Origin of the sequence: Christiangramia gaetbulicola (assembly GCF_003054225.1) — a bacterium.
GTDB classification, from domain to species: Bacteria; Bacteroidota; Bacteroidia; order Flavobacteriales; family Flavobacteriaceae; genus Christiangramia; species Christiangramia gaetbulicola.
The window spans coordinates 322,727-348,006 of record NZ_QBKQ01000003.1 but is presented as its reverse complement, the minus strand read 5'-3'; the positions used below and the strand labels follow the sequence as shown (position 1 = coordinate 348,006).

Genomic DNA, 25,280 nt, shown 5'->3' with positions numbered 1-25,280 from the left:
AAAAAGCCGGAGCAGATATAAGTCTAACTCCGGCTAATTGTTTTATTCTGCTGCTTCTGCAACGCTAAAGTCAAATGCCGCGGCAATTTCTTCAGAAATACTATCCAGTGTTTCAGGAGTTACATCCCAAAAACCGTTTCCATCTAATAATTGCTCTTTGAACATGTCTACTTTTTCTTTAGACAGGTATGGCATGTTAGTGCCCGGCTTATTTGTAAATCTTAAACTGTAAATGAATCCGAATCCTTCAGAAAGCTCATGAAATGCAGCTCCCATATTATTATCAGCTAAAGCAGCTTTTCCTCCTTGCAGATAATGTACTGCTCTTACGGCGATCACTTTAGAAATGTTCTCACGAATAATAGCTACCTGCTCGTCACGAGTATCATAATCTCCAGCTACGATCGCAGCACGACCTGTTTTAAAAGCATCGAAAACAGTTTCTGCAATTCCTGCAAAATCTTCGTCTTTATCTACCTGACCTAGATAATTGAATAGTAAATGATCTTCACTTTCATTTAGCACAGAATTAGGATCTCCTGCCGGAATTGAAGGATCTCCATAAAGGTATCCATAAGCCTCATCCCACTTGTGTTCCATAGTAGTATAAACCTTACCTTCTTCAACCATACCTTCGTCATTGGTCATACGGTTATCTGCTTCATCCAGTACCGCTTGAGACAGGTAATTGTTAAGCATCTGGTCTGCAAGCAAACCTCCTATTAATCCTTTCGCAAAAGCCTGGTTCAACTCAAGACCTTTTTCGTTTACGTAACGAATACTTGATCCCTGAGCGATCTGTCCAGCAACACCGGCTTCGGCCAGCATATCTCTATTATCTTTTACCGTAGAAAACTGCTCTGAAATAAAACCATCAAAATCATTCTTGATCTGAGTTCCTTCTACCGTATTTGCAGAGAAGTAAATGTTAGAAGCTGCAACTTTAGATCTTACGCTTTTAGATGATTCGTTAAGACTCGCATTAGAGAATGGATCATTCTCGTTTGCGAACATGTTTAATAATAATTCTTCTGAGGCATTATCAAAATCGGTGAAATTCGATAATAACTCTGAAGTCATTTGCAGTCTGGTCGTTTGACCATCGTAGCTCACGGTAGAACTATTATCTCTTTCGAATGTATAATTTACGGGAATTTCAATTTCGTTTCCTCCGGGGGTAGGAGCATCATCTGAAGTACATGAAACTAAGGTTAGACCTCCTATCATTGCTGAAAATAACAGCTTTCTCATATTTGCTTATTTAGACTAGTTTAAAATAATTTCCGGCAGCAAATATAAAAACCCGCTTTTGTTGCAGCAAGTTTATTTAGATTAATTTTAAATAACTTTTTCCAATAGTACTATAAAAAGCTATAATTCTTATTAATAGTGAGGCTTAAGAGACTGTGGAATTTGTAAGAAAAACTCTCAAAATGAAGCTGATAAAAAGGATAAAAGAAAAATAAGTGTGCAATAAATAAAAACTGAAACATTCATTTCAACCTCATTTAAAGAAAACATGGAAGGTAATTTTGAATATTAATGATAGGCCTGGAATATCTTTGAGGCTTCATTATAGGCAGATTCAAAACTGGTCATTTTGATATTCGTATCTGCTTTGGCTGCGTTGAAGTATGAAAGCATACGCTCTGAAGGCATATTTCCGGTAAGTTCATCTTTAGCCATCGGGCAGCCGCCAAATCCCTGTATAGCACCATCAAACCTATGACAACCCGCTTTATAGGCTGCATCTACTTTCTCATGCCATTTGGAAGGTGTGGTATGTAAATGTGCACCGAATTCAATATTTGGATATTTCGGGATAAGTTTTGAGAACAGGTAATCTATAATTTCAGGTGTTGAGGTCCCCACCGTATCAGATAACGAAAGGATCTTCACTCCCATCGCCGAAAGTTTTTCGGTCCACTCCCCTACGATCTCCACATTCCATGGATCACCATATGGATTCCCAAAGCCCATACTCAAGTAAGCCACTACTTGCTTATCGGTCTTGTGAGCAATGTCCAGGATCTCCTGAAGCACCTCTACAGATTCTGCAATGGTCTTATGGGTATTACGCATCTGAAAGTTCTCAGAAATAGAAAAAGGGTAACCCAGATAATCTATTTCCTGAAACTTTGAAGCGTCTTCTGCCCCACGGGTATTCGCTACGATGGCAAGAAGTTTACTCCTGGTCCTTGAAAGATCAAGCATGGAAAGTACCTCAGCGGTATCTTTCATTTGAGGTATGGCTTTTGGCGATACAAAGCTCCCAAAATCGATGGTATCAAAACCGCATCTTAGCAGAGACTGAATATACTGAGCCTTTTTTTCGGTAGGGATAAATTCCCTGATACCCTGCATAGCGTCCCTGGGACATTCGATTAGTTTTACTTTCGCCATATGGCCAAAGATAGCATTTTAGAGAAAATTGAAAAAGAATATAGTTTTATTGATAATATTAAATTTCAACACTGGTTTTTAGATTTCAGACTATAGATTCCTTAACCGATCAAAGAAGAATTAGCACCGCAATAAGTATGAATATCACTACCTGCATCCATTTTAGAAACATACCAGATCCCGGATGTGATTTAATATAAACAGATATCTTATTGGCCAGAACCGCGACCAGGCTGAATATTAGCAGCGCCTGCAACATGAACACAAATCCCAGTATATAAAATTGAAGTATGGTATTCCCTTCTGGCTCCCACAGGAAACCGGGAAAAAAGGCCAGGAAAAAAATTCCAACCTTCGGATTAAGAACATTCATGATAAATCCCTGCCTAAATAAGCTAGATAAATTTTTATCACGAATTCCTTCCGAAGAAAATGCGATATCGGGATCACTTTTGTAGACCTGCCAGGCCAGGTATAATAGATATATCGCCCCCAGTATCTTTATGAAAAGAAAGATATTATCAGATTGCTTGATAATGGCTGAAACCCCGAAGGCAACCAGACTGGTATGTATCAAAATTCCGCTAACCAGTCCTAAAGCCGTAACTATTCCTTCCCTTGCTCCGTTCGCTATAGACCTCACCAGCACGTAAATGATATCGGGTCCCGGGGAAAAGGTTAGAAGAATGGAAGCGGTTAAAAATGGAATTAACTGCTCTAACATAGATTAAAGCCCTTTTTCCAGAATTTTCTTATTAATTGCCTTGATTAGCGCTGGTCCCTCATATACAAAGCCAGTATAAAGCTGCACCAGACTAGCCCCGGCTTCCAGCTTTTCTATGGCATCTTCAGCAGTATGAATCCCGCCAACTCCAATGATCGGGAAAGCTTTCCCGCTTTTTTCTGAAAGGAACCTGATCACCTCGGTAGACCTTTTAGTAAGCGGCTTACCACTTAGACCTCCCATTTCATCCTTATTTTCAGATTTAAGACCTTCACGGGAAATAGTGGTATTGGTGGCGATGACCCCGGCGATCTTTGTTTCCTTCACTATTTCGATAATATCCATTAATTGCTCATCGGTAAGATCTGGAGCAATTTTTAATAAGATCGGTTTTGGAGCGGGCTTCTGCTCATTTCTTTGCTGAAGTGTATTGAGTAGATCTTTTAAAGGCTCTTTATCCTGCAGTTCTCGAAGGTTCGGTGTATTTGGCGAGCTTACATTCACCACAAAATAATTTACATGATCAAATAAAGCTTCGAAGCTAAATAGGTAGTCATCCTTTGCCTTTTCATTCGGCGTGATCTTATTCTTTCCTATATTCCCCCCAATTAGAACATCTTTATTCTTCTTAAGACGCTCTACCATTTCTTCGACCCCATGATTATTGAAGCCCATTCTATTGATTATAGCTGAATCTTCTTTTAATCTGAAAAGTCTTTGTTTTTCATTTCCAGGTTGCGGCTTTGGTGTTACCGTACCTACCTCGATAAAACCGAACCCAAGAGCTGAAAGTTCGTTGTACAACTTGGCATCTTTATCGAAACCTGCCGCCAGGCCCACAGGATTCTTGAATTTTAAACCAAAAACCTCTCGCTCCAGTCTTTTGTCTTCCATTCCGAATTTAGACCTTAAAAAAGAGAGGGCGCCTGGAATTTTACAAAATCTTCTTAAAAAATTAAAAGTAAAATAGTGCACCTCTTCAGGGTCAAATTTAAAAAGTGCAGGTCTAATTAAAGATTTATACATGGTTGTGAGGTTTGTGCAAAAATAGAATGAATATGGAAAAAACTATATGAAAACTTAAAAGGTTTTGAAGCAGTTTTCTATATATGTATTTTTGGATTAAATCAAACCAAAAATGACCAATAAACAGCATATAATTGATAGGTTTATCAGTTACGTAAAGATCGATACTCAAAGTGACCCAAAAAGCACAGATACACCCAGCACTAAAAAGCAATGGGATCTGGCGAATAAACTCGTTCAGGAGCTTAAAGAAATAGGATTACAGGAGGTTACTATAGACGAGCATGCCTATGTAATGGCGACCCTTCCCGCGAACGTACCCCACGAAGTACCCGTAATAGGTTTTGTTTCTCATTTTGATACTACCCCAGATTTTACCGGAACAAATGTAAATCCTCAGATCATTGAAAATTATGACGGGAAAGATATCGTGCTGAATAAAGAAAAGGATATCATACTTTCTCCAGACTATTTTGAAGACCTGGAACAATATAAAGGTCAGACATTGATCACCACAGATGGAACCACCTTGTTAGGTGCCGATGATAAAGCAGGGATCACCGAGATCATGACCGCTATGGAATATTTGGTTGACAATCCAGAAATTCCACATGGAAAGATCAGGATCTGTTTTACTCCAGACGAGGAAATTGGACGCGGAGCTCATAAATTCAATGTTGAGAAATTCGGTGCGGAATGGGCTTACACCATGGACGGCAGCCAGATCGGTGAACTTGAATACGAAAACTTTAACGCGGCACAGGCTGTAGTAAAGGTTTCAGGAAAAAGTGTGCACCCTGGATATGCCAAGGATAAGATGGTGAACAGCATGTATATCGCTCAGGATTTCATTAATTCTCTGCCCAGAATGGAGACCCCCGAGCATACCGAAGGTCGCCAGGGATTCTTTCATCTTAGCAGTATTAATGGTGATGTAGAAGAGACCATTTTGGAATATATAATCAGAGATCACGATAAAACCCATTTTGAAGCGAGAAAACAAATGATGCAGGACCTGGTTAGCGATATCTGTTCGCAATATGAGAGGGACTGCATTAGTATAGAGATCAAAGATCAGTATTTTAATATGCGGGAAAAAGTAGAACCCGTAATGCACATCGTAGACCTGGCCCAAAAAGCCATGGAAGAAGTAGATGTAACTCCAATAATAAAACCAATTAGAGGAGGAACAGACGGTGCTCAACTAAGCTTTATGGGGCTTCCATGCCCGAATATTTTCGCAGGAGGTCATAATTTCCACGGAAAATATGAATACGTACCTGTAGAAAGTATGCAAAAGGCCACGGAGGTTATCGTGAAATTAGCAGAATTGACCGCCAGAAAGTATGAGTAATTAAAATTGTAGATCATGCCGGTTAAAAGTGTTGAAGAATATATTTCCTGTCATTCCTACTGGGAGGAAGAATTAAGACAGCTGCACGAGATGATGCTCACTACAGAGCTGGAGCCTACAATAAAGTGGGGAGCTCCGGTCTACACCATCGACGGTAAAAATGTAGTTGGAATTGGAGCCTTTAAGAACCATTACGGAATTTGGTTCTTCAATGGCGCCCTGCTGAAGAAAAATACGGCTTTGCTTGTAAACGCCCAGGAGGGCAAGACGAAAGCTCTCAGGCAGATCAAATTTGAAAAAGGCGATGAAATTAACACCTCTATTCTTTTACCTTATATCAAAGAGGCTATTCAAAACCAGAAAGAAGGAATAGAGATCAAACCAGCCAAACAGAAAGAATTGATCGTACCTCCTGAACTTTCTTCGGCTTTCAAAAAAGACCCGGAATTAAAGTCAGCTTTCAAGAAGCTGTCCCCAGGTAAACAAAGGGAATATGCAGATCATATTTCTGAAGCTAAAAGAGAAGCTACCAGGCAAAGCAGATTGGAAAAGGTCATCCCAATGATCAAGAGCGGCGTTGGCTTAAATGATAAGTATAAAAACTGCTAAATAAAAAAAGCAGCTGTTTCCAGCTGCTTTTTTCTATTCTAAAGAATTATTTTTTACTTCTTTTCCTTTACAGGTTCGTTAAGTTTCTGACTCATCTCCATTGAAATTGAAGAACGGTCGAAAGTAATTTTTCCTGCTCCGGTTTCAATTATCACCGAATTATTCTTTTCGCTAAAGTCAACGATCTTACCGTGCATACCACTTTTGGTAACTATACGATCTCCTTTTTTGAGCTCGGCGGCAAAATTCTTTTCCTGTTTAGCTTTTTTCATTTGTGGGCGTATCATAAAAAAATACACGACCACAAACATTAAAATAATTGGTGCAAACTGTGTTAATTGATCCATATATGCTTTTAGCTAGCGTTTTCGTCAGCTTCTACAAAAGCTTTGATTTTAATTTGTTCTTTTCCTGATTCTGTATTTGCAGATACAGTAACTGTTTTAGTAACCTGACCATTTCCAGATCCATTAAACTTCACTAACATCTCGCCAGTTTCTCCCGGAGCGATAGTTTCGTTTTTAGGATAAGTTGGTACTGTACAACCACAAGAGCTTGATGCGTTTGTGATCACTAAAGGAGCATTTCCTGTATTTGTAAATTTAAATACGTGCTCTACAGCAGTTCCTTTTGCGATATTACCAAAATCGAATTCAGATTCTTCAAAAGTGATCTCAGGATATTGAGTTTCCTGTGCGTCACGTTCAGCAGAAGCCTCTACGTTCTCAGCTTTTACCTTATCTGAAGCGTTATCTTTACATCCGGTGAACAGCATCGCCCCTACTGCTGCAAACATTAAAATTGTTTTTTTCATGGTGAAGTTATTTTGTTAAATTTCTAATTGATAAAAATAATAAAAATTCTGAACTACATTAGTCCCCTTCCGGTTTTATTTAGCTTATCCTCTGTTTGATATTCCTTGGATAATTTGTCCAGTACCCCGTTGATGAAAATACTACTCTTTGGCGTGCTGTATTCCTTTGCAATCTCCAGGTATTCGTTGATAGTTACCTTCACCGGAATACTGGTGAATTTTAAAAATTCACAGATAGCCATTTTAATAAGTACCATATCTACCTCAGCGATCCTGTCCTTATCCCAGTTTGGTGTTTTACCAAGCATTTCTTCGGCCAGATCATCGTCATTTAAATAGGTCTTTCTAAAAAGTTTGATCGCAAACTCCTTATCTTCCTCATTTTTGAAAAGTTGAGTGATCTTCTTTTCTCTTCCTGTAGACTCCTTAATCTTCTGTAAGAATTTAAGGATGGCCGTATTTACCAGTGGAAGGTCATCCAACCAGGTAAGCTTCTTATCTTCCAGGTAATCATAAAGCTTTTCGTTAGGCGCTATGATCTCTTTGAAAATATGGATAATAAACTTTTTATCCTCCTTGAAATCCCGGTCGCGGGTTTCCATATACTCCTCGTAAGCAGCACTATTCCTAACCTCGTTCCAGATAATAGCCACATATTCATCATCCTGTTTCCACTGGTTGATCTTGTGCTTTTCCAGAGCATTCTGGAGGCTTTCATTTTCATTAAGGATCTGGAAGATCTGGTTATCCACAAACTTTCGGTTGGGATCTTTCTCTTCGCTGGTAGCTAAATGTTTTTGTTGGGATTTTTCTAAATAGGATTCTGCATGTTCTCTTAATTCGGTGATCAGACTAATTTGAAGCAGAAACAGGTCATACATTTCCTGCATGCTTTTGATCAGGAATTTTTCTTCGGTAGCAAGGTTATCATTCTGGCTTTGGCTAAAGGCGTATAGCGACTGCATTACTTTAACCCTGATATGTCTTCTTGTCAACATAATTGTAAAAGAACTTTTTAGAAAATTAGAAAGGGCGAAAGCATTCACTTTCGCCCTGCAAAAATATCAATAAATTAGAACTGACTAATTTAAATTTTGATTTTTTCTGTCCTCAATTCTTTGTCTTGCGATTTGCAAGGCAGCAAAATGAGTAGTGATATCATCCTTAGAAGCTTTCTCAAGAATTCTAAGTGTGGTGTTATAGATATTTTCAGTTTTACGCATGATCTCCTGCCTGTCGTAGTTCTCAAGTTCTGCATAAACATTGATGATCCCACCAGCATTGATAAGAAAATCTGGAGCATAAACGATACCTTTCTTCTGAAGGATCTCCCCGTGAGAAACCTCGTCTGAAAGCTGATTGTTGGCAGCTCCCGCAATGATATCTACTTTTAATCTATGAATAGTATCATCATTAATAGTAGCACCTAAAGCACATGGCGCGTAAATGTCTACATCTGCAGAATAAATATCTCTTGCCGTATAAACATGAGCTCCATATTTCTTGCTTACTTCTTCAAGACGCTCTTCGTTGATATCGCTGATAAAAACCTCAGCCCCGTCTCCGGTAAGATACTCTACAAGAGTTTCACCTACATGGCCAATTCCCTGTACCAGTACTTTTTTACCTTCAAGATCATCTGTTCCATATTTGAATTTTGCAGATGCCTTAATTCCCATAAATACTCCGTAAGCGGTAATAGGTGATGGGTTACCGGCTCCACCTTTAGATTCTGAGATCCCGGTCACATAAGGAGTCACCTCTCTTACGATATCCATATCTGAAGTTTCCATTCCCACATCTTCTGCCGTGATATATTTACCACCCAGAGAATGTACAAATTCACCAAATCTTTTCATAAGTGCCGGAGTCTTATCTTTCTTAGCATCTCCAATGATCACCGCTTTTCCTCCACCAAGATTCAACCCGGTAATAGCACTCTTAAAAGTCATTCCACGAGAAAGACGAAGAACATCGTTCACCGCTTCCCATTCGCTGGTATAATTCCACATTCTGGTACCTCCCAGCGCAGGTCCTAAAACAGTATTATGAATACCAATAATTGCCTTTAAACCTGTATCTTTGTCGTTGCAAAAAACGATTTGTTCGTGTTCGTCAAACGACACCTGTCCGAATACCGGAGCAGACTTTTTTAGTTCATTTGCATTTAGAACGTCAACTTGCATAGTTTGTTGATTTTTAAAAATTTCAGATTTTGAATTTGATCAAAAATCCACCGCAAAAATAATAATATTTTAAAAAACAAGGATTTAAAACGTGTTAAATTACGGAATCCTCAAATAAGCCAAAATCCTCTGAATGAAAAACCTTCAGCACCTCAATAAATATTTTTACAAGTACAAATGGAAGTTATTGATTGGTTTGGTGATCACCATCGCTGCCAGGATATTCGCCATTTATTACATCCCTTTTATTGGAAAAAGTACCGTGATCATTGAAAAATATATCAATGGTACCGTGACCGATATTTCCACGGTGAAAAGTGAACTCGCATTCAATATTATGCTGATTATTGGTACCACCCTGGTTTCGGCATTTTTTACCTTTTTAATGCGACAAACCTTTATCGTAGTTTCCAGGCATATGGAATACGACCTTAAAAATGAGGTTTTTCAACATTACCAGGATCTTTCCCTTAACTTCTATAAAAAGAACCGTACCGGGGACCTTATGAACAGGATAAGTGAAGATGTTTCGAAAGTAAGACTTTACCTGGGCCCGGCTATTATGTATAGTGTAACCACCTTCACCTCTACTATAGTGGTTTTGATTTTTATGCTTAAATCTGCACCGGGACTTACATTATATACGGTCATTCCTTTACCTATTCTATCCTTCGCGATCTATAAACTTAGTGTGGCCATACATCAACGGAGTACGGTGGTACAGCAATACCTTTCAAGGCTGAACACCTTTACCCAGGAAAGTTTCAGCGGGATAGCGGTGATAAAATCCTACGGAATAGAACCACAGACCAATGATAATTTCACCGAACTATCCAACGGCAGTCGCGATAAGAATATTGACCTGGTTAAGGTACAGGCCTTCTTTTTCCCTCTAATGGTATTACTGATCGGGATAAGCAACATCATCGTTATTTATGTTGGTGGAAGAAAAATAATTTCTGGTGAGATCGAAAATATCGATGTCCTGGTAGAATTCATTCTATATGTAAATATGCTTACCTGGCCGGTTGCGTCTATAGGCTGGGTAACTTCACTGGTACAACAGGCCGAAGCTTCTCAGGAAAGGATCAATGAATTCCTTAGCGAAAAGCCAGAGATCACAAATCCAAAATCTGAACCAGATACCATCAACGGTACCATAGAGTTCAAGAATGTAAGTTTCACCTACGACGATACTAACATCACCGCCCTTAAGAATGTATCATTCAAAGTTAGCAAAGGGGAAACTCTGGCGATAATAGGTAAAACAGGATCTGGTAAATCCACGATCCTGGAATTGATAGGCCGGCTATATGATATCGACCAGGGAGAGATCCTTATCGATGAGCGCAATATTGAATCCCTGAACCTGGAAAGCCTGAGAGAAAGTATCGGCTATGTCCCTCAGGATGCATTCCTGTTCAGCGATAGTATAAGGAATAACATCAAATTCGGAAAGACCGAAGCTAGTGAAGAGGAGATCATCGCAGCAGCGAAAAATGCTTCGGTACATAAAAACATCATGGGCTTCAGCAAAGGCTACGATACTGTTCTGGGAGAAAGAGGAATCACCCTTTCTGGTGGACAAAAACAAAGGGTCTCTATTGCCAGGGCCATCATTCATGATCCCGAGATCCTGTTATTCGACGACTGCCTTTCAGCAGTAGATACAGAGACCGAAGAAGAGATCCTGAACAACCTTTTCGAGATCACTAAGGATAAAACGACCATTATTGTAAGTCACCGAATTTCTTCAGCTAAAAATGCCGACAAAATAATCATCCTGGAAGACGGACAAATAGTCCAGAAAGGCACACACCAGCAGTTGCTGGATACTCCGGGATATTATAAAGAATTGTACGCAAAACAGCTAAATGAAAAAGAAATGTGAAAATATTTTGTTAGATGTTAAAAATTTTTAGATTTTTGGACTCGACAATAACAAACCATTAAAGAATCTATTTATATGAGCGACAAGGGAATGATGGAGAAAGAAGAAATATTCTCTAAAGTTTTAAGAGCGGGAAGAAGAACTTACTTTTTCGATGTAAGATCAACTCGTGCTGATGATTATTACCTTACAATCACCGAAAGTAAAAAATTTACGAATGACGACGGTTCGTTCTACTACAAGAAACACAAGATCTACCTTTATAAAGAAGATTTTGATGGGTTTAGAGAGATCCTTGAGGAGATGACCAACTTCATCATCAATGAAAAAGGTGAAGAAGTAATAAGCGAACGTCATCAAAAAGATTTCAAGAAAGAATATGATGATGAAAGCACTGACGAAAGCAGTGAAAAATCATCTACTGCTGAGAAATTTACAGATGTAAGTTTCGACGACATATAACAAACAAATACTATCAGCTATTTAAACCGTCCCTTTCAGGACGGTTTTTTTTATCTTAGGCTTTCCAAAACTATTGCAATGAGACAAATTTTTAGCTTACTCTTATTATTTTCATTTTTTATTACCCAGGCCCAGCAGGAAGATATCAGCCTGGATTACTACCTGCCATCAGATATTACTTATAATCCCGAAATCCCAACTCCGCAAGAAGTGGTTGGTTTTGTTCCTGGTGAATGGCATGTAAGTCACGATCGCCTGTTAATGTATATGCATAAACTTGCCGATGCTTCTCCCCGTATTCAAATCGAGAACAGGGGATATACCTATGAAGGCAGACCTCTTGTACTATTAACCATTTCTTCTGAAAAGAACCTCGCGAATCTCGAGGAAATAAGAAAAAAGCATGTTTCTTTAGTTGAAAAGAATTCTGGAAAACTGGACATCGAAACCATGCCGGTAGTGATAAACCAGGGATTTTCCATTCATGGAAATGAGGCTAGTGGTTCTAACGCTGCGCTGTTATATGCCTATTACCTGGCTGCTGCCGAAGGTGATGAAATAGAAAAAACCCTTGACAACTCGGTAATTCTTCTTGATCCTTCTTTTAACCCTGACGGACTGCAAAGATTTGCCTACTGGGCAAATACCAATAAAAGCAAAAATATAAACCCAGATCCGCAGGACAGGGAATATAGTGAGGTATGGCCGGGAGGACGAACCAATCATTACTGGTTCGATATGAATCGTGACTGGTTACCGGTGCAATTACCGGAATCTCAGGCGAGAATAGCCACATTCCATAACTGGTATCCTAATATCCTTACAGACCACCACGAAATGGGATCTAATTCCACTTTCTTTTTTCAACCGGGAATTCCTTCGAGAACCCATCCCCTCACCCCGCAACTTAATCAGGACCTTACCAAAGAGATAGGTACTTATCATGCGGATGCCCTGGATGAGATCGGTTCATTGTATTACACCGAAGAAAACTATGATGATTTCTACTATGGAAAAGGTTCTACCTTCCCGGATATTAATGGAAGTGTAGGGATCTTGTTCGAACAGGGAAGCTCCCGTGGTCACGCCCAGGAAACTGAAAATGGCCTGCTTACTTTTCCATTTACTATCAGGAATCAATTTACCGCTGCCCTTTCTACGCTGGAGGCAGCTCAGAAAATGAGGAAAGAACTATTGAATTACCAGCGCCAATTCTTTAATGATGCCCGCGAAGCTGCCACCACTGGTGCTTATGCTTTTGGTAGTTCGAAGGATCCGGTTAGCGCTTACAAACTTGCAGAGATCCTGAAAAGACATAAAATAGAAGTTCATGAGGTGGCCAACGAATTCAAACAAAACGGGGAAGAATTCAAAAAAGGCTCCGCATATATTGTCCCGAAAGATCAAAGACAATACAAGCTTATAAAGGCGATGTTCGAGAAAAGGACCGAATTTAGAGATAGCCTTTTCTATGATATTTCAGCCTGGACATTCCCGCTTGCTTTTAACCTTGATTTCGCTGAAGATGTATCCATGAAAAATGCAGGAAACAAGATCGAGGAATTAAATATGCCAGCTCCTCAGGCTCCCGAAGAAAGCGACTATGCTTATTTGCTGAACTGGAATAATTACATGGCTCCCGCTGCCCTGAACCAGATCCTTGATGAAGGTCTTAGAGCTAAAGTGGCTATGGAGGAATTCCGTATAAATGGTAGTAAATATGGCACGGGAACTATTATGATCCCGGTACAGAATCAAAAATTAGATCGCTCAGAACTTTATGAATTCATTAAAGAGGTTTCCAAAGAAAGTGGCGTTGAAATTTCAGCTATAGAAACCGGGATGACCCGGGGCATCAACCTTGGAAGTAACCAGTTTAGAGGTGTAAAGCCACAGAAAGTAGCACTTATCGTAGGTGAATCTATCACTCCTTACGATGCCGGGGAGATCTGGCATCTATTCGATCAAAGATATGATATGAAGATCACCAAACTGGATGTAAGCGATCTTTCAAAAACAGATCTTAGCAAGTACACAGACATTATTTTGCCATCTGCTTACGGTAGCGGTATAGATAAAGAACACGCTACTAAATTAAAAGAATGGACCAGAGATGGCGGAACTATCATAGCCTTTAGAAATGCCGTGAACTGGATGAAGGAAAATGATTTTATAAAATTTGAAACCAAAAAGAATGAGCTTACTGCCAAAAATATAAGTTTTGGAGACCGGGGAGATTTTAAAGGTGCCCAGGGAATTGGAGGAGCTATTTTTGAAGTAAAACTGGATAGAACACATCCAATTGCCTTTGGCTATGATGATGAAAAGATCGCAATGTTCAGGAATACCACTATTTTTATGGAAGCCGATGAGCAAAGCTATAATAACCCGATCCAGTATACCGAAGATCCTCTTCTAAGCGGTTATATAAGCAAACAAAACCTGGACTCTCTGGCCATGACTGTTCCTTTCAAGCACAAAAGCCTGGGTAAAGGTGAAGTGATGTTGTTTACAGATAATACGAACTTCAGAGCATTCTGGTATGGAACCAATAAATTACTGATGAATGCCATTTTCTTTGGCGAAGAAATGTAGCCTTAGTCTATAGTTTAGGGAAATTTTAGCAGTCTTGTATGCAAATTGAATAACTTTGTAACAGACTAAAAGCTTAATAAAAGTCCGGAAGTCTTTTCCGGACTTTTTAGTTTTAAATTTTCCTTCTTTATGCTAAAAACAACTTTTCGGTGAAATTTTCAGGATTTAGAAGCTGGCTTAAAAATGAGAGGTTCCTAAACTATCTCAATCGATTTTCATTTTTATTAAGCCTTATTACCGTCCTGGTCGCCTTATACGATCTTGGCTTCAGGCACCTTCAAAAAGAAGAAGAACAACTTAACCACTTCTACTTTGGAGCCTTATTAATAGGTGTAATCGCAATTTTGCTGCGTTATTTTTTGTTCCGGATCCGTTTTAGGTTAAAGGTCAGGATCTTCGATATCTTACTTGGGGCACTTTTGACGATCCTTATCCTCGTAAAAATAGATTTCGTTCTGGAAAGTTTTCCCTTGCTGGAGTTCATGAACAGAATGGCCTACCTCTATCTTGCCGCCCTGGTCTACTTCATCAGGGAGTTTTCTACGATAGAATTCAATTTTAATAACCGGTACCTTAATCCGGCACAGATATTTATTGGCAGCTTCTTATTGATCATCCTGGCGGGAACAGCCCTGCTTATGTTGCCAAGGGCGACTTATGAGGGTATAAGCCTGCTGGATGCGCTATTCACTTCTACCAGTGCAGTATGTGTAACCGGTTTGATCGTGGTAGACACAGGTAGCTATTTTACTCTTTTTGGCCAGTCGATCATCTTATTCCTTATGCAGATAGGCGGATTGGGGATCATGACCTTTGCCAGTTATTTCAGTTATTTTTTCAGGGGTCAAACTTCCTATCAGAATCAATTATTGCTGAAGGATGCTACCAATTCAGAAAAAATAGGAGAAGTTTTCAGTGTCCTGAAAAAGATCCTTTTTATCACTTTTATTGTTGAATTACTGGGAGCCATTTTTATTTATTTCAGCCTTAATAGCTCTGAAATTTCCCATATTGGAGACCGGCTTTTCTTTTCGATATTCCATGCCGTTAGCGGTTTCTGTAATGCCGGATTTTCCACTTTAGAAAATAGTCTCTATGAGCCGGATTTCAGATTCAATTATCCCTTACAGCTCATCGTCGCTTTGCTTTTTATATTAGGAGGAATTGGCTTTCCTATCGTGCTGAATATTTATAAATACATTAAATATATCTTCACCAACCTCATCCTGAAGATCAAGAAAAACAGGCCCCTACCCTATTCTCCCTGGGTGATCAACCTGAACACCCGTATTGTGATCTTAACCACATTTGTATTACTTGGAGTTGGAACAATTGGGTTTTACGCCTTTGAATACAATAACACCCTGGCCGAACATAACTGGTTCGGGAAGATCGTTACGGCATTTTTTAGCGCGGCCACACCAAGAACTGCGGGATTTAATGTTGTAGACATTACCGCATTGAATTTAAGCACTTTAATGATGATCTTTCTGCTTATGTGGATTGGAGCATCACCGGCCTCTACGGGTGGTGGTATTAAAACAAGCACCATCGCGGTAGCTACCTTAAACTTTCTAAGCCTTGCCAAAGGGAAGGACAGGATAGAGGTCTATAGAAGGGAAATTTCACAAGCCTCAGTAAGAAGGGCCTTCTCTATAATCTCGCTTTCCCTGCTGGTGATAGGACTATCAATATTTTTAATAGCCACCTTCGACAAGGATAAGTCACTACTTAGCATTGCGTTCGAATCATTTTCGGCATATAGTACCGTAGGTCTATCAACGGGAATTACCTCAGACCTGTCATCATATTCCAAAGTGGTTATTATTTTTACAATGTTCATAGGTCGGGTTAGTATGCTAACTTTATTGATCGCCATTTTAAGAAGGGCTAAGCACCTTAATTACCGCTACCCGACAGATGAAATATTAATCAACTAAAAAAGAAAGACAAACAGATGAAATATATAGTTGTAGGACTGGGAGTTTTTGGAGCTTCGATCTCAGAAAAACTGGCCGAAATGGGAAATGAAGTGATTGGCGTGGATATTAGCATGAGCAAGGTCGAAGCCATTAAGGAAAAGATCACCCACGCGATTAGTCTTGATGCTACAGATATGGAGGCGGTAAAGAATTTACCTCTGGATGATACAGATGTTGTGATCATTGGAATCGGGGAAGACAAGGGAGCAAATATCATGGCTGCCGCCGTGATGAAACAAATGAAGGTAAAAAGACTTATCAGCCGGGCTGTAGATCCGCTACAACGTACGGTACTTGAAACCATGGGGGTAGATGAGATCATTCATCCAGAAAAGGAAACCGCAGACCGCTGGGCGCAAAAACTGAACCTGGAAGGAGTGGTAGACAGTTTCGAGATCGATAGTGATTTTAGTATCGTAGAAACCAAGATCCCTGAGGAATACCACGAGAAGACCATTAAGGAATTGAACATTAAAGACCAGTTCGATATCATTATACTTACCACCATGAGCGTGTCACCGTCGAAAAACGAACTGGGCACCGAAACAGAAAAAGCTTCTGTGAACGGAGTGGCCAGGGCCGATACGGTACTTTATAAAGATGATATCATGGTTTTATACGGCCACAATAAGAACATCAAAAGACTACTTGAGGAGCATAAGAAATTTAAAGAAGGAGACCTGGGTTAAGCGATCACAGATCCATTAGGCATTTTTTGATCTGGAGAAAGCAAAACAACATCTTTATTATCTCCAAGAACACCAAGCACCAGGCATTCGCTTTTGAATCCCGCAATTCGCTTTACTGGAAAATTCACCACCGCTATGATCTGCCTTCCCGATAATTCTTCCCGGGTATATCTGCGGGTTATTTGAGCAGAAGATCTCTTCTCACCCAATTCTTCTCCAAAATCTATGGTTAGCTTGTAGGCAGGATTTCTTGCTTCCGGAAAATCTTCCGCAGAAATAATAGTTCCCACTCTCATTTCTATCTTTTCAAAATCATTCCAATCGATCTCTTTCATCTTTCTATTTTAAAGGCTTCAAATTAGCTAATATTCAGCATTAATAATTAATTTTAAAGAAAAAGATGTCACTTACCCCTTCTAATATGATCGCTTTGGGAACGAAAGCTCCCGATTTTAAACTGGTGGATACTATCACCGATCACCTTATCACCCTGGACGAAATAAAGGGAGAGAAAGGCACGGTCATTATGTTCATCTGTAACCACTGCCCTTTTGTAAAGCATGTGAATGAGGAGATCGTGCATATCGCTAATGAATACAGGCAGCTTGGCTTCGGCTTCGCCGGAATCATGAGCAACGATGTTTCAAAATATCCGCAGGACAGTCCCGTAAAGATGAAAGAGCATGCTGCCAAACATCAGTATTCCTTTCCCTATCTTTTTGACGGAACCCAGGAGATCGCCAAAGCTTATGATGCCGCCTGCACCCCGGATTTCTACCTATTTGATGACGAACTCAAACTTATTTACCACGGCCAGTTAGATGAAAGCCGGCCGGGAAATGGAATTCACCCTAACGGGAGAGATCTTAGAGAAGCTATGGACGCAGTACTGAATAACCGAAAGGTTGCCGAGAACCAGAAACCCAGTATTGGGTGTAATATAAAATGGAGGGATTAATTTAACTGAATCTTGCATTTTTGGCCTGTTATTTTCTTTAAATTTATAAACCTATAGATTTAATAGGTTTTTATTATTAATTAAAAAAATATATTGATTATGAGTGATTTGAAATTAGGAGACAAAGCCCCGAACTTTGACGCTGAAACCTCAGAAGGAAAAATCAATTTCTACGATTACCTTGGGGATAGCTGGGGGATACTTTTTTCGCATCCGGCAGACTATACTCCAGTTTGTACAACAGAATTAGGTACAGTTGCCAATTATAAATCTGAATTCGAAAAACGCGATGTAAAGGTTATGGCACTCAGTGTCGATGGCCTGGAATCACATAAAGGCTGGATCAAGGATATTAACGAAACTCAAAATACCACGGTTAATTTCCCTATCATCGCCGATGAAGACAGAAAGGTTTCTGATCTCTACGGAATGATCCATCCTAAAGCCGATGATACACTTACCGTAAGATCTGTATTTGTGATCGCGCCAGATAAGACCATTAAAATGACCCTTACCTATCCCGCCAGTACCGGTAGGAATTTTGATGAGTTATTAAGGGTGATAGATTCTCTGCAGCTTACCGCTTACAATAAGGTAGCCACACCGGCTAACTGGAAACATGGCGAAGATGTGGTGATAAGCCCATCTGTAAGCAATGAAGAAGCAGATAAAATGTTCCCAAAAGGATATAAGGAGATAAAACCTTATTTAAGAATGACTCCTGAACCGGAATTGAAAAAATAATTGGATCAATAAAAAAGGCTGGTATTATAACCAGCCTTTTCTTTGCAATAAATTGTGCATATGGGCATAATGATGCCTGCTATGCCAGGAATAATGCCCAAGGCTTTCTTTTAAGGTATACCTCTGGCCCGTTTCCGGATGCACAAAGGTCTTATCAAAATCATCTGTACTCATGTTCTCTAAGAGGATCACCCATTTCCCATGCAGGGCACTAATAAAATCAAGAGATATTTCTACGGGAGCCAGCCTGGAATCATAAAGCTCTGCAAAAGCCTTTTCATCATAAGCTTTGATGGTTGGCTCATCTTCTGTTAGCGCCCATTTAAATCTAAGCAAAGCGCTCATATGGCTATCGGCGATATGATGTATTAATTGTTTCAAGGTCCAGCCTTCAGGGCGATATGGAGTGTCCAGCTGTTTCTTGGTAATCTTATTTACAGCCTCTTTTAATTTTTGAGGCAATTCACTAATATCATCGATCCATTCATTGATCTCGACCGAAGTTATTTCCTCTGGGATCTCTTCTTTCCCGATAGGATATTTCAAAACTTCTAATTCATCTGTACTCATTCTTAAAAATAAAAAAACGCGCTGAGACTTCAGCGCGTTTTATCATTATATTATGGGTTTAGAACCTTAAAATAAATCTCGTTTAGATCGTCATGCTGTCCCAAAGCCTGGGGAGTTTTAGCATCTCTTTTTTAGAAGACCCTGAAACAAGTTCAGGGTGACGTTATAACTTTAATTCTACGGAAACTATTTAAAGTTCTATTTAGCGTCCATTAACTCCACGTCGAAAATTAGGATCGCATTTGGAGGGATCACTCCGCCCGCTCCTCTTTCGCCATAAGCGAGGTGAGATGGAATTACCATTCTCGCCTTATCGCCTACATGAAGTAATTGAATACCTTCATCCCAGCCCGGAATAACATGACCTACTCCAACAGGGAATTCCAGAGGTTTGTTTCTCTTATATGAAGAATCGAAAACAGTACCATCTGCCAACTGGCCTTTGTAATGAACTGAAACGTTCTTACCTTTTTCAGCTTTCTTACCGTCACCTTTCTGTATAAGTTTATAACGAAGTCCGCTTTTAGTTTTTTCAAAACCTGCGGCCAGTTTATCAAGTTCAGCTTCCGCCTGCTTTTTTGCCTCGGCTTCTTTTTTTATTTTTTCAGCATTAAAATCTGCAAATGCCTGTACAGCATCAAAGTTTTCAGCATCACTACCTTCACGAATGATCTCTACTTTATCAAGTTTATCACCCTGCTGGATCTTATCTACAATTTCCTGACCTTCTACTACACTTCCAAAAACGGTATGCTTACCGTCTAACCAAGGAGTTTCCACATGAGTAATGAAGAACTGGCTACCATTGGTTCCAGGACCGGCATTAGCCATAGAAAGTTTTCCAGGAGCGTCATGCTTAAGTTCGGGATGGATTTCATCGTCGAATTGGTATCCCGGGCCACCAGCACCGGTTCCCTGTGGATCACCTCCCTGTATCATAAAATCGGGAATCACACGGTGAAATTTCAAACCGTCGTAATATGGCTCTCCTTTTTCTTTTGGGTCATTTTCTATTTTACCTTCTGCCAGGCCAACAAAGTTTCCTACAGTTCCCGGCGTTTTTTCGTATTCCAGTTCTACCAGGATCTCTCCTTTGGTAGTATGAAATTTAGCATATAATCCGTCGTTCATTTTTTTAATTTTTGATGAGTGCAAAGATATCCAGTTTAATTTTTATAGACCTGCTCGCCATCCACAAAAGTTGAGATGACCTTCGTATCTGGTACACTGTCTATTTCAACCTTCATAATATCCCTGTCCAGAATAATAAAATCTGCGAATTTACCGGGCTCAATACTCCCTTTTTCTTCTTCTTCAAAATTTGCAAAGGCTGCCCAGATGGTCATTCCTTTTAATATTTCTTCACGGCTAAGCGCCTGGTCTTTCATAAAACCTCCTTCAGGGTAATTATCTGTATCCTGTCGATCTACTGCTGCGTAAAAGGTTAAAAAAGGATTCACTTCTTCTACCGGAAAATCGGTTCCAAGAGCTACGATACCAGCCTGATCAAGGAGCTTCTTAAATGCGTAGGCTCCTTTGATCCTTTCAGATCCCAACCTGTCTTCAGCCCAGTACATATCACTGGTAGCATGGGTTGGCTGTACAGAAGGAATAATGTTTTTACTGAAATATTTAAAATCTGCCGAATCTATCACCTGCGAATGTTCCACTCTCCACCTGCGGTCATCAGCATCCCCAATAAGTGAGTCGTAAGTTTTTAATACAAGATAATTGGCAGAATCCCCAATGGCATGAGTATTCATCTGGAATTCAGATTTCGCGATACGTTCTGCCGTAGCTTTGAATTCTGAAACCGGTGAAAGCAAAGCTCCAAAATGATCGGGTCTATCTGAATATTCTTTTTTCAAAGCTGCTCCCCTGGAACCTAAAGCCCCATCACCATAGAATTTAACCGATCTTACGTTCAACCTGTCTGTTTTATAAGGTCCTTTATCCAGGAAGAAGTCTAGGTTTTCTTTGGTGTTACTTACCATCGCATAGATCCTGATCTTTAACTCATCAGATTCATTAAGGCTGTCCATCAATTCGATGACCTGCTTATCGATTCCAGCATCAACCACCGTAGTAAGGCCATAACCAAAACAGATCTCCTGGGCGTCTTTCAAGGCTTTAATTTGAGTTTCCATATCAAGATCATCGGTGATCTTTTCTATTTTAAGCATGGGGTTATCCACCAAAATCCCGGTAAGTTCACCGTTCTTCTGTTCGATATCGCCACCATCAAATTCGGTTTCGGTAGTGATATTTGCTTTATCCAAAGCGGCCTGGTTTACGAGCATGGCGTGACCATCTATTCTGGTAATCGCTACCGGCGTATCAGGAAAAAGATCGTCAAGGGTATCCTTCGCCGGAAATTCCTTGACCTCCCAGTCATTCTGGTCCCATCCTCTTCCCACGATGAAATCTACCCCATTCTTTTGTTGAAACTCAACAATTCTCACCACTACCTCATCAAAACTTTTGGTCCCGGTAAGGTCCACCCGCTGTTGTTGCATTCCTAAACCATAGAAATGAGCATGGCCATCGATAAAGCCAGGATATACTGCTTTTCCTTCGGCATTGATACTTTCTGAATATTCATATTTATCTCTTAGCGCTTCAGAAGTTCCTGTTTCCAGGAATTTTCCATCTTTTACCACAAAAGCTTCTACTTCGCTAAAATTGTCATCTACTGTATAGACTTTCGCATTATAGATAAGCAGATCTGCTTTTTCTTTATTTGAGCCACAACTCACCATGAAAATGGCTAATAATAGTAATCCGGATAATTTTTTCATTTAAAAGAATTTTGCCTAAAAATAAAGAAAGGAATTAAGAAAGCTATTCTATATAAGGAGTTTTGAATATTTCAGCGTTCACAATAGATATTCGATTTGAATTAAAATTGATACTTTTAAAAACAAAAATCTCCAAATTCCGACATCTATGAACCGAATTTTCCTGCTCTCTCTTTCCTTTTTGATAGGCCTGATTTCCTGTAATTCAGAACCAGAAGAGGTGGATCTTCTTATTACAAATGCTACGGTTCTGGATATAGAGCAAAACAAAAAATGGCCCAACAGGTTTGTGGCAATTCGAAATGATACCATTATTGCGGTAAAAACCATGCGGAACAGGAACGATTTTAATGCTACTGAAGTCTACGATGCCGAGGGTAATTTCGTGATGCCAGGGCTGTGGGATAACCATGTACACTTTAGAGGTGGTGATACCTTGATTTCTGAAAACAAAGATCTGTTACCGCTTTTTCTGAAATACGGCATTACCACCGTACGAGATGCAGGCGGAGATATCAGTGAATCTGTGTTCAAGTGGAGAGAACAGATAGAAAACGGAGAGCTGGAAGGTCCGCGAATATTTTCTTCCGGCCCGAAACTGGATGGCGAAAATCCGGCCTGGCCTGGATCAATTTCGGTAAGTACTGAAGATGATGTTCAGATGGCTCTGGATTCTCTTGAAAAGATGAATGCCGACTACATTAAAATTTACGACGGAAGTATCACCAAAGAGATGTATTACGAGATCATTAAAGAAGCTGAAAAAAGAAAATTGAAAGTAACAGGGCACATGCCTTTATCTGCAGATGTGACGGAAGCTGTAAAGTTCGGTTTAGACGGGAATGAACATCTGTATTATGTAATGAAAGCCACTTCAGGTAAAAAAGATAGTATCGAAAAGGTTAAATCAGGATATTCCATGATCATTCCACTTGCCCGTACCTACAATGATTCTGTGGCAAAGATAGTCTTTGAGGAACTTGCGGAAGCAGAATTCTATGTTACCCCTACTCTAAATATTGGAAGCATCCTGAAAGATCTCGCAGACGCAGATCATAGCAGAGACGAATTGCTTGATTTTATTGGTCCGGGAATTCAGGAAACTTATCAGGGCAGGATCATGTCTGCTAAACGGGCAAAAGAATCAGGTTCCAGTATGCGCGATTATCCCGAGAATGTTTTTCAGAAAATGATCAGACCTATGTATGATTCGGGAATAAGGATACTGGCGGGATCAGATTGCGGTCCCTATAACTCCTTTGTTTATCCCGGAGAATCCTTACATCAGGAACTTAAAGCCTTAGTTGATGCCGGGTTAAATACACAGGAAGCATTGCTCACCTCTATCAAGAACGGCCCAAGATTCTTTGACCTGCAACATTTATATGTAAAAATAGGTAGAGGCAGAATCGGAGATCTTATTATCCTTTCTGAAAATCCTATGGAAAGTATTGAAAATCTTGAATCTATCAATGCAGTGGTTACAAAGAATAAGGTTTTAAAGGTTTCAGAGCTGAAACCATCTATCACTAATTCAGTTAAAAATTAACAGGATGATTCTTTTTACTCCATTTTCATTTTTGATATAAATCGTGATAAAATTCTTCAGAAATATCCGCCGCCTTCTGCTTCTTAAAAATAGGTTTATGAGGTTTTACTTTATGAACGATTTTCTTCACAGCTACATAAAGACAAAAAAAAACCGGGCTAAAATTAGCCCGGTTTTTTTATTCAGTTTGTCTCTATTAATCCCAGTCGAATTTATAGGTCGCTCCAGCTAATACCTGGATTCCCTGTACATCATAATCCAGCCATTTCTGGTAGTTATTATCCAGCAGGTTACTTCCTTTTACAAAAGCAGATAATCGATCATTGAAACGATATCCTAAATGTGCATTCGCATCGAAATAGCTATCCAGGGTCACGACAGGATCATCAAAAACCAGGCTGATAGACCTGTTTTCATCCTTACGTTCTCCCACATAGAATAGGTTCGCGCCGGTGTACCATTTTTCGGTGATCTGGTAATCGGCATTAAGGCTTGCCTTCATTGCAGGAAGGTTCCAGGCTTCAGCCTGTTCATCGGTATTATAATCGAAGAATTCTCCGTTTATTCCAAGTCTGAAATTTCGGTTTACATCAACATTCAATTCCGCATAAAAAGAAAGCGTTTTTACATCATCGTAAACCACCTCAAAACTATTTCCATAAGTATAAGGCTCTCCACCTAAAGTAGCCGCTTCATAATTTCTTCTGAAAAGAGCTCTATTGAATTGCGACTGGTAGCTAGCCCTGGCGTTATAAGAAACGGCATTGCTCAGTTTACCTTTACCACCCAGATATCCTTTATACTCATTATCTGTAGGCTGGATCGTCAAGGTTGGAGAAACATATGGGTTCTGCTGGTAAAAATTGTAATAGGTATTTTGCTGCAGGTCTCCATCTACCCCGGCATAGGCCGTGAAATAATCGCCGGCAAGCCTGTAACTCGCAGATATCTGCGGATAGATATAAAAACTTCCGTCGCTATTTTCCACATCCATTCCATACACGAAATCCACCCCAAGATTGATACTAAGATCATCTCTTAAAATTAGCAGGCTTGGAGTCGCACTAAAGTTCATAAAAGTATAATCGTAACCATTGTTCACATCATATGCTCTATCAAAAACACCATTTACGATATCGGCTTCTATTTTTGTCGAGATCAGTTCTTCTGCGATCTCGAATTCAAATAATCCCTCGGCATTAAAATGATTTTCAGCCGTGCTATAAGAATCACCAGAATGGCGAAAACGCGCTTTAGCACTATCAAAGAAAGAATCATACAATTCTATTTCACTTCCTAAATAAACCGAATAATAATTCTGTGCCGGGTCTATATTAGCCAGCTCCTCATTTGTTAAGATGGCAGTTTCTGGAAGGCCATACCAGTTGAATAGCTGGTGCTCTCCACCTACTTCGGCCATCCAGGAAAGATCTCTGTTCCTGGTGTTATAATTCAGGTTTAACTCGGTATCATAGAATTTATCGTCCAGGCGAACATCCTCGATCCCACCCTGGGAAGAATTATGGGTAAGAAAGATCCCGAAATTACTGCTTCGGTCAATTTCCAGGTTAGAATAGAATTCTGCGAGAACGTTAGAATAGTTACCAAAACCAAGGGTGGCATAATTATCATACACCTTAGGCGGTCTTACTCTTTCTACAGTAGTCGCTCTACCTTTCGCCGGGGTAAATGTTGAAGCTACCGGCACCGAAAATATCGAATACTGCACCGGTTTCTTTTGCAGGCTTACCGAATCGCTTCTGCTGGGGGTTTCTCTTATCTTATTTGCATCTCTTACCGAAGGCGTATAAGGTTTGACAACGGTTACTTTTTCGCTTCCAATAGGATCCTGGGCATATAGGACCCCACTAAATATGAACAGACTAAAAAACAGACTTTTCTTGATTGCTTTAAATTGCATATAGC

23 protein-coding genes are annotated in these 25,280 nt (G+C 39.8%); 10 read left to right on the top strand and 13 right to left on the bottom strand.

Annotated elements, in window-relative coordinates; genetic code table 11:
* Positions 1-42: 42 nt before the first annotated feature.
* The 4 genes from C8P64_RS13070 to C8P64_RS13055 form a co-directional block, all read right to left on the bottom strand.
* Positions 43-1,251, bottom strand: a complete 1,209-nt coding sequence (locus C8P64_RS13070) for a DUF4856 domain-containing protein (protein ID WP_108172530.1) — start codon at positions 1,249-1,251, stop codon at positions 43-45.
* Positions 1,252-1,539: 288 nt separating this feature from the next.
* Entirely contained in the window at positions 1,540-2,403 is an 864-nt protein-coding gene (locus C8P64_RS13065; RefSeq protein ID WP_108172529.1) for a hydroxymethylglutaryl-CoA lyase, read from the bottom strand.
* A gap of 109 nt (positions 2,404-2,512) precedes the next feature.
* The gene (locus C8P64_RS13060) at positions 2,513-3,127 is read right to left on the bottom strand and encodes a LysE family translocator (RefSeq protein ID WP_108172528.1); all 615 of its coding nucleotides are present in this window, start codon (positions 3,125-3,127) and stop codon (positions 2,513-2,515) included.
* 3 nt (positions 3,128-3,130) lie between these two features.
* Positions 3,131-4,153 (bottom strand): quinone-dependent dihydroorotate dehydrogenase, encoded by a 1,023-nt coding sequence (locus C8P64_RS13055; protein ID WP_108172527.1) that lies wholly within the window; start codon positions 4,151-4,153, stop codon positions 3,131-3,133.
* Positions 4,154-4,265: 112 nt separating this feature from the next.
* On the opposite strand from C8P64_RS13055, the gene pepT reads away from it, so the two are divergent.
* On the top strand, positions 4,266-5,507 hold the full coding sequence (pepT, locus tag C8P64_RS13050; protein ID WP_108172526.1) for a peptidase T: 1,242 nt from the start codon (positions 4,266-4,268) through the stop codon (positions 5,505-5,507).
* 15 nt (positions 5,508-5,522) lie between these two features.
* Positions 5,523-6,116 carry a YdeI/OmpD-associated family protein gene (locus tag C8P64_RS13045; RefSeq protein WP_108172525.1) on the top strand — a complete coding sequence of 198 codons (594 nt, stop codon included), beginning with the start codon at positions 5,523-5,525 and terminating at the stop codon, positions 6,114-6,116.
* 53 nt (positions 6,117-6,169) lie between these two features.
* Here C8P64_RS13045 and yajC read toward each other — a convergent pair whose 3' ends face one another.
* From yajC to C8P64_RS13025, 4 genes are all read right to left on the bottom strand, one after another.
* Positions 6,170-6,463, bottom strand: a complete 294-nt coding sequence (gene yajC / locus C8P64_RS13040) for a preprotein translocase subunit YajC (protein WP_108172524.1) — start codon at positions 6,461-6,463, stop codon at positions 6,170-6,172.
* Positions 6,464-6,471: 8 nt separating this feature from the next.
* Positions 6,472-6,930, bottom strand: a complete 459-nt coding sequence (locus tag C8P64_RS13035; RefSeq protein WP_108172523.1) for a DUF1573 domain-containing protein — start codon at positions 6,928-6,930, stop codon at positions 6,472-6,474.
* Positions 6,931-6,983: 53 nt separating this feature from the next.
* Positions 6,984-7,928, bottom strand: coding sequence for a transcription antitermination factor NusB (nusB, locus tag C8P64_RS13030; protein ID WP_108172522.1), 945 nt, complete (start codon positions 7,926-7,928; stop codon positions 6,984-6,986).
* A gap of 84 nt (positions 7,929-8,012) precedes the next feature.
* Positions 8,013-9,116, bottom strand: a complete 1,104-nt coding sequence (locus C8P64_RS13025) for a Glu/Leu/Phe/Val family dehydrogenase (protein WP_108172521.1) — start codon at positions 9,114-9,116, stop codon at positions 8,013-8,015.
* Between the two features lie 133 nt (positions 9,117-9,249).
* Here C8P64_RS13025 and C8P64_RS13020 point away from each other — a divergent pair, with 133 nt between their 5' ends.
* The 5 genes from C8P64_RS13020 (at position 9,250) to C8P64_RS13000 (ending at position 16,735) form a co-directional block, all read left to right on the top strand.
* Positions 9,250-11,007, top strand: a complete 1,758-nt coding sequence (locus tag C8P64_RS13020; RefSeq protein ID WP_108172520.1) for an ABC transporter ATP-binding protein — start codon at positions 9,250-9,252, stop codon at positions 11,005-11,007.
* 75 nt (positions 11,008-11,082) lie between these two features.
* Positions 11,083-11,469 (top strand): PUR family DNA/RNA-binding protein, encoded by a 387-nt coding sequence (locus C8P64_RS13015; RefSeq protein ID WP_108172519.1) that lies wholly within the window; start codon positions 11,083-11,085, stop codon positions 11,467-11,469.
* A gap of 78 nt (positions 11,470-11,547) precedes the next feature.
* The gene (locus C8P64_RS13010) at positions 11,548-14,064 is read left to right on the top strand and encodes a M14 family zinc carboxypeptidase (RefSeq protein WP_108172518.1); all 2,517 of its coding nucleotides are present in this window, start codon (positions 11,548-11,550) and stop codon (positions 14,062-14,064) included.
* A gap of 149 nt (positions 14,065-14,213) precedes the next feature.
* A complete protein-coding gene (locus C8P64_RS13005; protein WP_108172517.1) occupies positions 14,214-16,004 on the top strand; it encodes a TrkH family potassium uptake protein in 1,791 nt (596 codons plus the stop codon).
* Between the two features lie 17 nt (positions 16,005-16,021).
* The gene (locus C8P64_RS13000) at positions 16,022-16,735 is read left to right on the top strand and encodes a potassium channel family protein (protein WP_108172516.1); all 714 of its coding nucleotides are present in this window, start codon (positions 16,022-16,024) and stop codon (positions 16,733-16,735) included.
* Here C8P64_RS13000 and C8P64_RS12995 read toward each other — a convergent pair.
* Positions 16,732-17,070: a tRNA-binding protein gene (locus tag C8P64_RS12995; RefSeq protein ID WP_108172515.1), complete on the bottom strand. Its 339-nt coding sequence runs from the start codon at positions 17,068-17,070 to the stop codon at positions 16,732-16,734. The genes C8P64_RS13000 and C8P64_RS12995 overlap by 4 nt on opposite strands.
* Before the next feature lie 65 nt (positions 17,071-17,135).
* On the opposite strand from C8P64_RS12995, the gene C8P64_RS12990 reads away from it, so the two are divergent.
* Together C8P64_RS12990 and C8P64_RS12985 are read left to right on the top strand one after the other, a co-directional pair.
* Positions 17,136-17,693, top strand: a complete 558-nt coding sequence (locus tag C8P64_RS12990; protein WP_108172514.1) for a thioredoxin family protein — start codon at positions 17,136-17,138, stop codon at positions 17,691-17,693.
* Positions 17,694-17,792: 99 nt separating this feature from the next.
* Positions 17,793-18,437: a peroxiredoxin gene (locus tag C8P64_RS12985; protein WP_108172513.1), complete on the top strand. Its 645-nt coding sequence runs from the start codon at positions 17,793-17,795 to the stop codon at positions 18,435-18,437.
* Positions 18,438-18,461: 24 nt separating this feature from the next.
* Here the strand turns inward: C8P64_RS12985 and C8P64_RS12980 are convergent, their stop codons facing one another.
* The 3 genes from C8P64_RS12980 to C8P64_RS12970 form a co-directional block, all read right to left on the bottom strand.
* The gene (locus C8P64_RS12980; RefSeq protein WP_108172512.1) at positions 18,462-19,007 is read right to left on the bottom strand and encodes a YfiT family bacillithiol transferase; all 546 of its coding nucleotides are present in this window, start codon (positions 19,005-19,007) and stop codon (positions 18,462-18,464) included.
* 198 nt (positions 19,008-19,205) lie between these two features.
* Positions 19,206-20,138 carry a peptidylprolyl isomerase gene (locus tag C8P64_RS12975; protein ID WP_108172511.1) on the bottom strand — a complete coding sequence of 311 codons (933 nt, stop codon included), beginning with the start codon at positions 20,136-20,138 and terminating at the stop codon, positions 19,206-19,208.
* Positions 20,139-20,173: 35 nt separating this feature from the next.
* A complete protein-coding gene (locus C8P64_RS12970) occupies positions 20,174-21,805 on the bottom strand; it encodes an amidohydrolase (protein ID WP_108172510.1) in 1,632 nt (543 codons plus the stop codon).
* 148 nt (positions 21,806-21,953) lie between these two features.
* Between C8P64_RS12970 and C8P64_RS12965 the strand changes: the two genes are divergently transcribed.
* Entirely contained in the window at positions 21,954-23,354 is a 1,401-nt protein-coding gene (locus tag C8P64_RS12965; protein WP_108172509.1) for an amidohydrolase family protein, read from the top strand.
* A 196-nt stretch (positions 23,355-23,550) separates the two neighbouring features.
* Here the strand turns inward: C8P64_RS12965 and C8P64_RS12960 are convergent, their stop codons facing one another.
* Positions 23,551-25,275, bottom strand: a complete 1,725-nt coding sequence (locus tag C8P64_RS12960) for a TonB-dependent receptor (RefSeq protein WP_108172508.1) — start codon at positions 25,273-25,275, stop codon at positions 23,551-23,553.
* Between the last annotated feature and the right edge of the window lie 5 nt (positions 25,276-25,280).

Excerpts from the sequence above, each read along its gene's own strand:
- C8P64_RS13070 (WP_108172530.1), bottom strand. The coding sequence starts at position 1,251 with ATGAGAAAGCTGTTATTTTCAGCAATGATAGGAGGTCTAACCTTAGTT.
- C8P64_RS13065 (WP_108172529.1), bottom strand. The coding sequence starts at position 2,403 with ATGGCGAAAGTAAAACTAATCGAATGTCCCAGGGACGCTATGCAGGGT.
- C8P64_RS13060 (WP_108172528.1), bottom strand. The coding sequence starts at position 3,127 with ATGTTAGAGCAGTTAATTCCATTTTTAACCGCTTCCATTCTTCTAACC.
- C8P64_RS13055 (WP_108172527.1), bottom strand. The coding sequence starts at position 4,153 with ATGTATAAATCTTTAATTAGACCTGCACTTTTTAAATTTGACCCTGAA.
- pepT (WP_108172526.1), top strand. The coding sequence starts at position 4,266 with ATGACCAATAAACAGCATATAATTGATAGGTTTATCAGTTACGTAAAG.
- C8P64_RS13045 (WP_108172525.1), top strand. The coding sequence starts at position 5,523 with ATGCCGGTTAAAAGTGTTGAAGAATATATTTCCTGTCATTCCTACTGG.
- yajC (WP_108172524.1), bottom strand. The coding sequence starts at position 6,463 with ATGGATCAATTAACACAGTTTGCACCAATTATTTTAATGTTTGTGGTC.
- C8P64_RS13035 (WP_108172523.1), bottom strand. The coding sequence starts at position 6,930 with ATGAAAAAAACAATTTTAATGTTTGCAGCAGTAGGGGCGATGCTGTTC.
- nusB (WP_108172522.1), bottom strand. The coding sequence starts at position 7,928 with ATGTTGACAAGAAGACATATCAGGGTTAAAGTAATGCAGTCGCTATAC.
- C8P64_RS13025 (WP_108172521.1), bottom strand. The coding sequence starts at position 9,116 with ATGCAAGTTGACGTTCTAAATGCAAATGAACTAAAAAAGTCTGCTCCG.
- C8P64_RS13020 (WP_108172520.1), top strand. The coding sequence starts at position 9,250 with ATGAAAAACCTTCAGCACCTCAATAAATATTTTTACAAGTACAAATGG.
- C8P64_RS13015 (WP_108172519.1), top strand. The coding sequence starts at position 11,083 with ATGAGCGACAAGGGAATGATGGAGAAAGAAGAAATATTCTCTAAAGTT.
- C8P64_RS13010 (WP_108172518.1), top strand. The coding sequence starts at position 11,548 with ATGAGACAAATTTTTAGCTTACTCTTATTATTTTCATTTTTTATTACC.
- C8P64_RS13000 (WP_108172516.1), top strand. The coding sequence starts at position 16,022 with ATGAAATATATAGTTGTAGGACTGGGAGTTTTTGGAGCTTCGATCTCA.
- C8P64_RS12995 (WP_108172515.1), bottom strand. The coding sequence starts at position 17,070 with ATGAAAGAGATCGATTGGAATGATTTTGAAAAGATAGAAATGAGAGTG.
- C8P64_RS12990 (WP_108172514.1), top strand. The coding sequence starts at position 17,136 with ATGTCACTTACCCCTTCTAATATGATCGCTTTGGGAACGAAAGCTCCC.
- C8P64_RS12985 (WP_108172513.1), top strand. The coding sequence starts at position 17,793 with ATGAGTGATTTGAAATTAGGAGACAAAGCCCCGAACTTTGACGCTGAA.
- C8P64_RS12980 (WP_108172512.1), bottom strand. The coding sequence starts at position 19,007 with ATGAGTACAGATGAATTAGAAGTTTTGAAATATCCTATCGGGAAAGAA.
- C8P64_RS12975 (WP_108172511.1), bottom strand. The coding sequence starts at position 20,138 with ATGAACGACGGATTATATGCTAAATTTCATACTACCAAAGGAGAGATC.
- C8P64_RS12970 (WP_108172510.1), bottom strand. The coding sequence starts at position 21,805 with ATGAAAAAATTATCCGGATTACTATTATTAGCCATTTTCATGGTGAGT.
- C8P64_RS12965 (WP_108172509.1), top strand. The coding sequence starts at position 21,954 with ATGAACCGAATTTTCCTGCTCTCTCTTTCCTTTTTGATAGGCCTGATT.
- C8P64_RS12960 (WP_108172508.1), bottom strand. The coding sequence starts at position 25,275 with ATGCAATTTAAAGCAATCAAGAAAAGTCTGTTTTTTAGTCTGTTCATA.